This is a genomic window from Tenacibaculum sp. SSH1-16 (assembly GCF_040104435.1).
GTDB lineage: Bacteria > Bacteroidota > Bacteroidia > Flavobacteriales > Flavobacteriaceae > Polaribacter > Polaribacter mesophilus.
This window is the reverse complement of the sequence record NZ_JBECOV010000015.1, coordinates 15,211-27,203: the sequence shown is the minus strand read 5'-3', so window position 1 is coordinate 27,203 and position 11,993 is coordinate 15,211. Positions and strand designations below refer to the sequence as shown.

Below are 11,993 nucleotides of genomic sequence, written 5' to 3'. Positions count from 1 at the left end.
TAAATAAAACAACTAAACTACATAAAATCCTCTATAAATCTCTTTTTTTTAACAAAGCGTATGATGAGTAAATAAAAATAGCTGTCCAAATTAATACAATTGTTATGTTGAATAGGCTAACTGAATAATCTTTAGTGAAATTTTCTCCTATTTGATTAGCTACTGATTTTACTGCACCTAATCTTGTAAATGGTTCTTTAATTAAATTAGCCATAGACTCTAGCGGGAAAAATTGCATGATTGAGTTTACAGCTTCCTCAACCCCCGTTTTTACGTTTCTAAAAGTCCAGTATAAATATCCTTTAATTAAACTTTCAACAATTAACCAAACAATCATGGCAGCAACAGCAAATGCAGAGCGTTTAATCAAGACACCTAAAAACAACCCAAAGGAGAAAAAGCCTAATAATTTTACGAAGAAAGCGAATAAATAATCTAAGTCTGAAAATATAATGGCTATTTCATTAAAATCAGAATAGATAGCTCCAAGAATTAAAGAGACAATAAAAACAAAGATGGTTGAAATAAAAGCAAAAGCTATAACGGTATAAAATTTTGATAGAATAAATTCCTTTTTACTTAAACCGTCTATTAAGTTTTGTTTTAACGTTTTATAACTGTACTCGTTGGCCATCATGGAAACAATAACTAGTAGTAAAAAGAATTTAAATATGGCAGCCATATATGTGTTAAAGTGCCAGATATATGGAAAATTAAAAATTCCTTGTTCAGCTAAATGAAATTTAATGGGGCCAATATCAAACTTTATTGCTGCAATTAAAGCAATAGAGGTTAATAATGCGAAATAGATAATTGAAAGAACTTTACTAGCTCTGTTATATTTTAATTTATGAATTTCTATATTTAAAAGTCGTAACATGGTGTAAGTTTATTGGTTGTTGGTAAGGTCTAAGAATTGTTGCTCTAAACTAGGTTTACGTTTCACTAAGTGAGAAAGAGAAATTCCTTTGTCAAATAAAAATGTATTAATTTCTGAAGCAGATAATTCTGAAGCTAGACTAGCTATTAAAATTCCATTTTCTTCTTTGATGTTTCCTATTGCTGGATGATTTTCTAAAAGCTGAGTAAGTATTTCTTGATTATCTGCTTGAAGTTCAAAAAATCCATTGGAAGCAGTCATCTCATCAACTCTACCGCTATATAATTTTATACCATTTCTTATTACGACTACATGAGAACATACTTTTTCAACTTCATCGAGTAAGTGAGAGGCTAGTAAAATTGTAGTACCATTTTTAGCAATTTCTTTAATTATTTGACGAATCTCGTGAATTCCTTGTGGGTCAAGTCCGTTTGTAGGTTCGTCCAAAATCAAAATTTCTGGATCATTTAATAGGGCAGAAGCGATAGCTAAGCGCTGTTTCATTCCTAAAGAGTAAGTTTTAAACTTACTATTTCTACGTTCAAAAAGATTAACAATCTTGAGTTTTTCTTCAATTTTATCGTACGAAACTCCTTTAATTTTACAAATTAACTGCAAGTTTTGAACGGCGCTCATGTAAGGGTAAAAATTAGGGCGTTCAATGATAGCTCCTACTTTTTTTAATGCTTCATGTGTAGATAAGTTTCCATTGAACCAGCTAAAACTCCCTGAGGTTTTGTTTACTACATTTAAAATAATACCTAAAGTAGTAGATTTACCACTTCCGTTAGGTCCTAAAATTCCGTACACTGTGCCTTTTTGTATATCGAAAGAAAGATTGTTTACGGCATGAACTTTTCCGTATTTTTTATCGAGGTTTCGAATAGATAAAATTGTTTCCAAGCTATTTTGGTTTTTGTTGATTATATGTATTTGACGATTGATGTAAATTATTGTTACAATGTATAAAAAAAGTAGTAGAAAATAGTTTAAAAGGAAAGTTTAGCTTTTTAGAAAAATGCATGATATATTCAGAAGTAAATTTAACTAGATGCTTTAAAACTAAGGTAGTTTTGCATGTCAAATTATACAATTATGAAAAAAATAGACTACTTATTAGCAATTATTTTAACAACTGTTTTTTATGTAAGCTGTTCATCTGATGATGTTCAAGAAACACCAAATCAATTTATAATTGAAGGTGAAAATTATTCGATAGAATCAATTTTGGTAGAGAAATTCATGAAAGGAGATACGCCTTCTGTATTCTTACACTTATTGAATGTTACTGAAGAAGATATAGAAGCTGCTCGAAACTCTGGTACAGCTTTAACTGAGGTGGATTTATTTACAATTACTGTTCGTGATAAAGGCTTAACTTCAAAAACTTATACAACAGACAGTTTATGGTATGAATTTATGACGGATGGAGAGTTTTTAGGAGAGTATGATAATGAGCAATTGTTAATGGAGTATGAAACAGGAGATGAAGTTACTTTAACTATAAATTCAATTAATGAAACTGATATTTCATTAGAATTCAAAGTTAAAAAGGCTAATGGAAGTGTAGTAACAGGAAGTTATAACGGAAAGTACAGTACTGTTGATAAATCATTAGAACGTAGTTAGAAAACAAATAGGATAGATAATAAAAAAAGCTTAGGGTTTACCTAAGCTTTTCTTATTTAAAATGACATTATTTGTTATCAATTAACCTAAACCCTTCACCATGTATATTTAAAATTTCTACATTTTCATCATTCTTCAGGTATTTACGAAGTTTAGCAATGTATACATCCATACTACGAGAAGTAAAATAGTTGTCATCTCGCCAAATCTTTGTCAACGCCAATTCACGTGGCATTAAGTCATTTTTATGCACAGCTAACATTCGTAAAAGTTTACTTTCTTTAGGTGATAACTTTTGAGGTTCTCCACCTTTATATATTAAATGACGTAGTTTAGAGTTAAAATCAAAAGACCCAATTTTAAACTCAAATTCATCACTGTCGTTTGTCTTTTCTGTTTCTTTACGTTGTAAAATTGCTTTAATTTTATGTAATAAAACTTCAGAATCAAAAGGTTTATTTAAGTAATCGTCTGCACCAACTTGATACCCTTTTAAAACATCTTCTTTTAATGTTTTTGCAGTTAAGAAGATAATAGGAATTTCTTTGTTAGTTGAACGAATGTCTTCAGCTAAAGAAAAACCATCTTTACGTGGCATCATTACATCTAAAATACATAAGTCATATTCTGCATTTTTAAACATAATTAAACCATCTATTCCGTCTTTAGCATGTGTAACATTGTAATCATTTAATGCTAAATAATCTTTAAGAACTGTTCCAAAATTAGGATCGTCTTCTACTAATAATATTTTTTTACTCCCCATTTCTTAATATTTTATATTAATGGTAATTTAACTGTAAATGTGCTTCCTTTCCCTTTTTCACTTTCAACGTAAACGGTGCCTTGGTGACTGTCTATGATTTCTTTTACATAAGCTAAACCTAATCCATGACCTTTTACATTGTGTATATTCCCTTTATGTTCTCTATAAAATTTATCGAACACATACTTTTGAGCATTTCTGCTCATTCCTATACCTTCGTCTTTAATCTTAAAGATAAAGTATTTATTTGTGTTTTCAGAAAATACATCTATTTTAGGTGCACTTTCAGAATATTTTAAAGCATTTTCCAACATGTTAACAACTACATTTGTTAGATGAAACTGATTACCAAGTACTTCAGAAGAAATAGCTTTGAGGTGCGTTGTAACACTTCCTTTTTTATCATCAGTTAATAGTTGTATATGTTCAACAGCTTCTTCAATTATATCGTGCATGTCTACTGCATCCTTACTAATTTCTATTTGATTTTTTTCTAACCTTGAAATTCGTAATACATTTTCTACCTGCCCGTGCATTCGTTTGTTTTCATCACGAATCATTTGAACATACCGTTTCACCTTTTCTTCATCTGATATAATTCTTGGGTTTTTAATAGCATCTAAAGCCAAGTTTATGGTAGCAATAGGTGTTTTAAACTCATGTGTCATATTGTTAATGAAATCTGTTTTTATTTCAGAAATCTTTTTTTGGCGAATTAACTGATACAATGAGGTGGAAAAAGCAGCAATAATAATTCCTATAAAAAATAAAGATAGTATCAATATTTTCATCATACCTGATAACAGGTTCTTTTTTTCATTAGGAAACTTAACATATAGCTTATAATTGCTATTTCCGTCTTCATCTTCTAGTAAAGGGTAATTAATATCCTCTGGTTGTATATTAAAATACCCAGATTTTAATTGAGTAGCTAAACCATCTTCATAAACAACATATTTAAAATCTTGTGTAATATTCATTTTAGCAAACTCTTCCTCTAAAGTATTACTTAGCTCCTTATTACTTATTCTTTGATTAATAGGAAACACAGCTTTACTTCTTCTAAAAGCATGTTCCATAACTTCATCATTCCATGTGTTATATGTTCTGAAAGAAGAATAACGATTTTCATCTAAAAAAGGTTTAAAATCTTTGTTTTCAGATTTTATTATTTGTGAAAAATAAATATCTTCTTTTCCTGAGTAACGTTTTATAATGATAGAATCATTATCAACAAACTCGTTAGGCATTTTAATACTTTCTTCTAAAATAGTACTACCAAATGAAAACTTTTTTTTACTTACAGTATCAACTTGTTGGAAAAGAAAAGTTGTTATTTCTGCGTCTGTTCTGAGTTTATTGTTTTCAAAATAATCTTTATAATTTTGCTTAAATTCTAAATACTCTCTTTCCTTAATATTTTCGGAGGTACGAGCTAAAGCAATTTTTACATTATTTTTAAATTGTTCCTTTTTATTTTTAATAGCATCATTTATCCAATATACTTGAATGGAGATGATACCTATTAGAGAAATACTCATTAAAACAACAATGAGAATAAAAATTTTCTTGCCCATTACTCAAAAATAAATTAATAAATTTTAGGCGTATAATCTTTTAACTTAGATTAACAAACTTACTATAAAATTAAGACAATTTTAACACAAAAGGTTATTGAAACGTAAATTATTTTCTACTTTTTGTTAAATAATTATGGATTTTTAATACTTCATCTTTTGTTTTTAATAGTGAAATATTGTTAATTAAATAATTAGATTGTAGTATTTTTTTTGTTTCACTCCATTGGTTTTTAATTCTATTTTTTACCTCTTGTATTGTAGTCCTATCTCTTTTGATAACGCGTTCAATTCTTATATGCTCTGGAGCGGTTACTGTAATTATTTTATCACAAAAAGAGTCACTTCCGTTTTCGAAAAGAATTGCATTTTCGTATAATATATAATCTTTAACACTATTTTTTTTTAAGAACTGTTGCAAATGTTTGTTAACAGCAGGGTGTACAATGGCATTAAGAATAGCTAACTTTTTCTTGTTATTAAAAACTATTGAGGCTAAATAAGACCTATTTAGTTTGTGGTTTATATATACTTCCTCCCCAAATTCAGTGATTAATTGTTCTTTTATCCTTTTTGATGTGTTCATTAACTTTTTGGCTTCATCATCAGCAATATAAATAGCAATATTTTCAAATTCTGAAAAGATATTAATTACAGTAGATTTTCCACTACCAATTCCTCCTGTTAAACCTATTACCATGCTATTTGTATATTAAAAAATCAACTTTTTCTGGAACTATCCTCACTAAATCTACCGTTTTAGGGATGTCTTTTATTTTAGGAATAAGATAGTTTATTTCTTTTTTTTTAGATTGTAAATAATCACATTCAACTATAAATAAATCGGAGGTAATGTCATTAAAGTTTTGCAAGCCCACTTTGTATATAACCTTAACCTTTTTGGGGAATATATTAATTCCTTTGGGTGCATTTTTAACAAAAATAGGAACTTCAATTTCACCTTCTGTAAATTTATCAACAACAATGTTAATTTGTGCAGTAGAATGACTCAATTTAAGCTTTAAGTCTTTGGGTAAAATAATAGAAGAATTGATACTAGTATTTTTAGATAAGTTTTCTAATGTAATGTTTTTTAAATTTAAAAAATTAGTCTCAGTAACATAGGCTTCATCACCAGAGATTAAAACACTGTCAGGTACAATTGTTATGGGTTTAGAAAAGTCATATCCTAGCTGAAAAGAAATGTTTAAATTTGGTTTTAAGGGAACTTTTTTTGAGCTGAGAAAACCAATTTTTAAAGGAATGGTGTCTTTTTCTATTTTAATTAATTCAATATTTGATTTTAGTTGTTCTTGAATTTCATTAAAAAGGTTTTTCGATAAAAAATAGTAATTTGTACCCCTTTTTTTTGAAGCTTTTTTTAGGTCTAGTTTAATGGGGGTATGGTTAATACTAGTAATTAAAAGATTGTATCCACTACTTTTTAATTTTAAAGGAATTTTTTTTATTGGTGTTTCTATTAATGTTTTTTGTTGCGGAAGTTGTGTGTATTCAATATCATATACTATAGTTGTATTATACTCCTTTGATAAATTAATAAGCAACCAGAAAAATATAGATACGGTTAAAAAGCCAAAAAATGTTTTAGGTATGTTAAATTTTGTTTTCAAGAAATTGTTTATTAGTGCAATCTACTAAAAAAAGAAAAAAGTGGGCTCTTAAGCCCACTTTTTTTATAAAATAAATCTCTTTTATTTTTTAGCTTCTGAAGTATGTTTTTTACTCATTTCCATAGAAATGGCTGAACGTTCAAACTTTATTTTACCAGCTCCTGTTTCAATAGTAACGGTGTTATCGGTATCATTAATTTCTACAATTTTACCATGAATTCCACTGGTGGTAACTATTTTAGCTCCTTTTTTAATTTCTGCTTGAAATAGTTTTTCTTTTTTTTGACGTCTCATTTGTGGACGAATAATTAAAAAGTAAAAAACAGCAATCATTGCTACAAAAGGAAGCATATTCATTAAGCTTTCTTGAGAGCTAGCTTGTAAGAAGATAGTTTCGAACATTATGAGTTATTGTTTTTTGGGGTTACCATTCCAGAAATTTTAATAATTTCTCTTCCTTTTTCTGTGTTGGTAGTTAAAGTAATAGATTTAGATTGTTTGTTAACTCTACCATTGGTATTGAAGCTAACTTTAATATTTCCTGTTTTACCAGGAGCAATAGCTTCTTTTGGCCATTCAGGAACAGTACAACCACAAGATGCCTGCGCATTTGTAATAATTAAATCACTCTTACCAGTATTTGTTACTACGAAAGTGGTTTTAACAACTTCACCTTCGTTAACAGTACCAAAGTCAAATTCTTCTTTATCGAAAGAAATCACAGGAGCTCCTAAACCTATAGAGCTATCTCTTTTTTCTGCTTTTTCAAGATTTTCTTTTTTAACTTTTGATGAAGCATTCCCTTGTCCGCATGAAACTAACATTCCTGCAGAAACAACAAATGCTACCATTACTGCTATTTTCTTCATTTTAAAATATTTTTAGTTTGATGTAAAAATACTAATTTATTATAATAAACCTCTACCTATTTTAACCATCTTATTTGAACCTAGGTAGTCTTTGGCTAATTTATCTAAAACTCCATTAATAAAGTAACCACTTTTGTTTGTTGAATAATCTTTTGCTAACTCAATATATTCATTTATGGTAACTCTACTTGGAATTGAAGGGAAGTGTAAAAATTCTGTAATAGCCATTTTAATAATAATCATATCAATATCAGCAATCCTATCAGCTTCCCAGTTAGGAGTTTTCTCTTTAATGTCCTCTTCGTATTTGTGTTGATGTAACATTGTTTTTGTAAATAAATCAGAAACAAAAACTTTATCATCATTGTCTTTATACAAACTACCTAATATGAAAGGCTTATTTGCTTTTTGTTTGTTTAAAGATTTAAGAATCCAAGTATTTACAAAAGGAATATCATCAACCCAAGAAATCATTTGATCTTCAAAATAATCAGCTAACTTTTCATTAGGGGCTACTATATCTCTAAAAAAGTCAATGACAAAGGCTTTATCTATGTTGTAAGAGTTTTCAACAGTGTCCATATACTTTTTGTAAAGGTCACTTCTTTGTAATTCATCTAATAAGATTTTCACATACTCATCATCAATATCCCAATAATTAAGCTTGTTAAGCTCAACATACCCTTCTAAACTTACACTTTCATTAAGTGAGTTTAAAAGTTTATTGTCTATAAATTTTGTATTTGGGTTGAGTTCCTCTTTTGTAGCTAGTATTTTCTTTTTAGAAAGCTCTATTCTCTTACGAGCTAATTTTTGTACTTCAACTAATAATTGAAGGTTTAAAACGTACAAATCGTACATTTTTTGAATGCTGTGTTTTAAGAATTTTTCTTCCTTAACTAAATCATCGCTATGCGATTGTTGCATCGCATAAACCGACTGCATTACTTTAACACGAATATGTCTTCTGTTAATCATTCTAAAGAACTTTAAAAAAAAGAGCGATAGAAACTATTTCTAACGCTCTGCAAAAGTAAAACTTTTTTATTTTTTATCTAGCTATTTTGCTCTTTTTTGCGAGCATCAATTCTTGCTTGTGCAATATTGAAAGCAGCTTGATGTGTAGTGATATTCTCTTTTTCTGATAAATTAAAAATTTCTAATGTAGTATTGTAAATGTTTTCAGTTCTTTTTAAGCTCTCAGCTTTATCGTAACCAACAACTTCAGCATATACATTAATAATTCCACCAGCGTTAATTAAGAAATCAGGAGCATAAGCAATTCCCTTTTCTTTTAACATTGTACCGTGTTTTAATTCATTTGCTAATTGGTTGTTAGCAGCACCTGCAATTACCTTAGCTTTTAATTGAGCGATACTTTCATCATTAATAGTAGCACCTAAAGCACATGGAGCGTAAATATCAACATCTAATCCAAAAATGTCATTTCCTAACACTACGTTTGCACCATATTTTTTACTTAATTCTTCTAAACGAGCCTCGTTAATATCGTTTAAAATAACTTGAGCTCCTTCGTCGGTAATGTGTTTAACTAAAGTTTCTCCAACATGACCAACACCTTGAACTAATACTTTTTTACCGTCTAAGTTATCAGTTCCAAACTTGTATTTAGCAGCAGCTTTCATTCCCATGTAAACACCATAAGCTGTTACAGGAGAAGGGTTTCCAGAGCCTCCAATACTTTCAGAAACACCTGTTACATGTGGAGTAACTTCACGGATTATATCCATGTCACGGGTTTCCATTCCTACATCTTCAGCAGTAATATATTTTCCACTTAAAGAATTAACAAACTCACCAAATTTACGCATTAAAGCGTCATTTTTTTGAGTTTTAGCATCACCAATAATAACTGCTTTACCACCTCCAAGGTTTAATCCAGTAACAGCAGATTTGTAAGTCATACCACGAGACAAACGTAACACATCGTTTAAAGCTTCCCATTCACTTCTATATTGCCACATTCTAGTACCTCCTAAAGCAGGCCCTAAAGTTGTATTGTGGATACCGATAATTGCTTTTAAACCTGTATCTTCGTCGTTGCAAAAAACGATTTGCTCGTGATTGTCAAAAGATAACTGACCGAACACTGGGTCATTCTTAAGATCTTTAGTATCAATGATTTCTGATGTCATTTGTTTTGTTTTTTTATTTGAGATGATTTGGGTAATCTCAAAAATTAGATAACAAAAGTAAGAAATCGTTAAAACATAAGCAAAAAAAGAGGTCTCAATTAAGGTATCTTTAACAAGACCCTTTTATAAAGTTTAATTTTTATAATAAAATAGAATTGAAAGCATTACAATACTTAAACAAGTACTTTGTTAAATACAAATGGAGGTTATTATTAGGAGTTTTTATAACTGTATTAGCTAAAATATTTACATTAAAAGTGCCTAATTATGTGTTAACTTCTTTAAATGTTGTGGAAGATTATCAATTAGGTAAAATAACTGAAATATCAGAAGTTAAAAGCATCCTTTTTACAAATATTTTGCTTATAGTAGGGGTAACACTGTTAGGTGGTTTCTTTACATTCTTAATGCGTCAAACTATAATTGTAATGTCTCGATTAATAGAGTTTGATTTAAAAAATGAAATTTATCAGCAATATCAACGACTGTCACTTAATTTTTACAAACAAAATAGAACTGGTGATTTAATGAACCGTATTAGTGAAGATGTTTCTAAAGTTCGTATGTATTTTGGACCAGCCATCATGTATTCATTAAATATGTTAGTGTCTTTTGCAGTCGGTTTTACTCAAATGTATGCAATATCACCAAAGCTCACCTTGTATACAATGATACCTTTTCCTGTTTTATCAGTATCAGTATTTATTTTAAGCAAGCAAATTAATAAACGAAGTACAGTAGTTCAGCAATACCTTTCAAAATTAACAACGTTTAATCAGGAGTTTTTCTCTGGTATTAATGTAGTAAAATCATATGCAATAGAAAGCGCTGTGATTAATAACTTCGATACGTTGGCAGATGCTAGTAAAGATAAAAATATAAACCTATATAAAGTACAAGCGTTATTTTTTCCATTAATGATTTTATTAATAGGAATTAGTAATATCATTGTTTTGTATGTTGGTGGTACTTTATATATTAATGAAGAAATTAAAGTAGGAGCCATTGGTGCTTTTGTTATGTATGTAAATATTTTAACATGGCCAGTAGCTGTAGTTGGTTGGGTAACTTCAATGGTGCAGCAGGCTGAAGCTTCTCAAGAAAGAATTAATGAATTTTTAGAACAAGTTCCTGAAATTGAAAATGCAAATGAAGGAGAAACTATCATTGAAGGAGATATTGAGTTTAATCATGTTTCTTTAGTCTATGAAGACACAAATATCACAGCGTTAAAAGATGTAAGTTTTAAGGTAGAAAAAGGAGAAACACTAGCAATATTAGGAAAAACAGGAAGTGGTAAGTCATCTATAATCAACTTAGTTTCACGTTTGTATGATACTACAGGAGGGACTGTATTAATGGACGGAAAAGATATTAAAACCTGCAATTTATATGACATAAGAAACCAAATTGGTTTTGTGCCGCAAGAACCGTTCTTGTTTTCAGATACCATTGAAAACAATATAAAATTTGGAAAAGAAGATGCTACAGAAGAAGAAATTATTGAAGCAGCCAAAAATGCGGTTATACACGATAATATTATTGACTTTAAACAAGGCTATAAAACTATTTTAGGAGAGCGTGGTGTTACGCTTTCTGGAGGACAAAAACAAAGAACTTCTATAGCAAGAGCTATTATAAAAGACCCTAAAATTTTAATTTTTGACGATTGTCTATCAGCTGTAGATACTGAGACTGAAGAGAAAATTTTATCAAATTTAGAAAGAGTTTCTAGTGATAAAACAACGATAATAATAAGCCATAGGGTATCATCTGCAAAAAATGCAGATAAAATAATAATATTAGATGAAGGAAAGATTATTCAGCAAGGTGTTCACAATCAATTAGTAAAAGAAAAAGGGTATTATAAAGATTTATACGAACAACAGCTTTTAGAAAAAGAAATATAGCATTTCGTATTGTCAAGTCAAATATTTTGTTAGATTTGTTGAGAAAATTTAAATAACCAACTATTATTTTAAGTAACGAATTATGAGCGAGAGAGTAGAACAAGAGGAAATCTTTTCACAGGTTTTAAGAGCAGGAAGAAGAACATATTTTTTTGATGTTAGATCTACAAAGGCAGATGATTATTATTTAACAGTGACTGAGAGTAAGAAGTTTACTCATGATGATGGTTCTTTTCATTATCAAAAACATAAAATTTACTTATATAAAGAGGATTTTAGTGATTTTAAAGAGATGTTGAACAAGGCAACAGACTTTATTGTAAACGAAAAAGGATCTGAAGTTATAAGTGAACGTCATCAAAAAGACTATAAAAAAGAAGAAAACGTAACTACAGAAGTAGCTTCTACAGAAAGCTTTACAGACGTTTCTTTCGACGATATTTAACAGAAGAAACTGTTATGCATAACTCTAAACACAAGTGATATTACTTGTGTTTAGAGATGATAATGTGCAGAAAAAAATCAATTCAAATTCAATTTACACTTAGAAAACTGCCAATTGTTGCACAGCA

13 protein-coding genes are annotated in these 11,993 nt (G+C 29.2%); 3 read left to right on the top strand and 10 right to left on the bottom strand.

The genetic code is table 11. The features are described 5' to 3' along the window. Positions 1 to 31 precede the first annotated feature (31 nt). Together ABMY20_RS14515 and ABMY20_RS14510 are read right to left on the bottom strand one after the other, a co-directional pair. A complete protein-coding gene (locus ABMY20_RS14515) occupies positions 32 to 880 on the bottom strand; it encodes an ABC transporter permease (RefSeq protein ID WP_349265628.1) in 849 nt (282 codons plus the stop codon). A 9-nt stretch (positions 881 to 889) separates the two neighbouring features. Beyond that, complete coding sequence (locus ABMY20_RS14510; protein WP_073181260.1) at positions 890 to 1,786, bottom strand: ATP-binding cassette domain-containing protein; 897 nt, start codon at positions 1,784 to 1,786, stop codon at positions 890 to 892. Positions 1,787 to 1,978: 192 nt separating this feature from the next. On the opposite strand from ABMY20_RS14510, the gene ABMY20_RS14505 reads away from it, so the two are divergent. Beyond that, positions 1,979 to 2,512, top strand: a complete 534-nt coding sequence (locus tag ABMY20_RS14505; RefSeq protein WP_159492472.1) for a hypothetical protein — start codon at positions 1,979 to 1,981, stop codon at positions 2,510 to 2,512. Positions 2,513 to 2,579: 67 nt separating this feature from the next. Here the strand turns inward: ABMY20_RS14505 and ABMY20_RS14500 are convergent, their stop codons facing one another. The 8 genes from ABMY20_RS14500 to ABMY20_RS14465 form a co-directional block, all read right to left on the bottom strand. Beyond that, entirely contained in the window at positions 2,580 to 3,278 is a 699-nt protein-coding gene (locus ABMY20_RS14500) for a response regulator transcription factor (RefSeq protein ID WP_047789269.1), read from the bottom strand. 11 nt (positions 3,279 to 3,289) lie between these two features. Continuing rightward, positions 3,290 to 4,855 (bottom strand): HAMP domain-containing sensor histidine kinase, encoded by a 1,566-nt coding sequence (locus tag ABMY20_RS14495; protein WP_047789268.1) that lies wholly within the window; start codon positions 4,853 to 4,855, stop codon positions 3,290 to 3,292. 109 nt (positions 4,856 to 4,964) lie between these two features. After that, on the bottom strand, positions 4,965 to 5,555 hold the full coding sequence (gene coaE, locus ABMY20_RS14490) for a dephospho-CoA kinase (protein WP_239180327.1): 591 nt from the start codon (positions 5,553 to 5,555) through the stop codon (positions 4,965 to 4,967). 1 nt (position 5,556) lies between these two features. After that, entirely contained in the window at positions 5,557 to 6,486 is a 930-nt protein-coding gene (locus ABMY20_RS14485; protein WP_349265627.1) for a hypothetical protein, read from the bottom strand. Positions 6,487 to 6,567: 81 nt separating this feature from the next. Continuing rightward, a complete protein-coding gene (gene yajC, locus ABMY20_RS14480; protein ID WP_047789265.1) occupies positions 6,568 to 6,888 on the bottom strand; it encodes a preprotein translocase subunit YajC in 321 nt (106 codons plus the stop codon). Next, positions 6,888 to 7,355 (bottom strand): DUF1573 domain-containing protein, encoded by a 468-nt coding sequence (locus tag ABMY20_RS14475; protein ID WP_047789264.1) that lies wholly within the window; start codon positions 7,353 to 7,355, stop codon positions 6,888 to 6,890. The genes yajC and ABMY20_RS14475 overlap by 1 nt, the downstream gene beginning before the upstream one ends. 39 nt (positions 7,356 to 7,394) lie before the next feature. After that, the gene (gene nusB / locus ABMY20_RS14470; protein ID WP_349265626.1) at positions 7,395 to 8,333 is read right to left on the bottom strand and encodes a transcription antitermination factor NusB; all 939 of its coding nucleotides are present in this window, start codon (positions 8,331 to 8,333) and stop codon (positions 7,395 to 7,397) included. A 77-nt stretch (positions 8,334 to 8,410) separates the two neighbouring features. After that, the gene (locus ABMY20_RS14465) at positions 8,411 to 9,511 is read right to left on the bottom strand and encodes a Glu/Leu/Phe/Val dehydrogenase (RefSeq protein WP_047789262.1); all 1,101 of its coding nucleotides are present in this window, start codon (positions 9,509 to 9,511) and stop codon (positions 8,411 to 8,413) included. Between the two features lie 155 nt (positions 9,512 to 9,666). Between ABMY20_RS14465 and ABMY20_RS14460 the strand changes: the two genes are divergently transcribed. Then, positions 9,667 to 11,421 carry an ABC transporter ATP-binding protein gene (locus tag ABMY20_RS14460; RefSeq protein WP_239180323.1) on the top strand — a complete coding sequence of 585 codons (1,755 nt, stop codon included), beginning with the start codon at positions 9,667 to 9,669 and terminating at the stop codon, positions 11,419 to 11,421. Positions 11,422 to 11,503: 82 nt separating this feature from the next. Then, positions 11,504 to 11,866: a PUR family DNA/RNA-binding protein gene (locus ABMY20_RS14455; RefSeq protein ID WP_047789260.1), complete on the top strand. Its 363-nt coding sequence runs from the start codon at positions 11,504 to 11,506 to the stop codon at positions 11,864 to 11,866. The last annotated feature ends 127 nt before the right edge of the window (positions 11,867 to 11,993 follow it).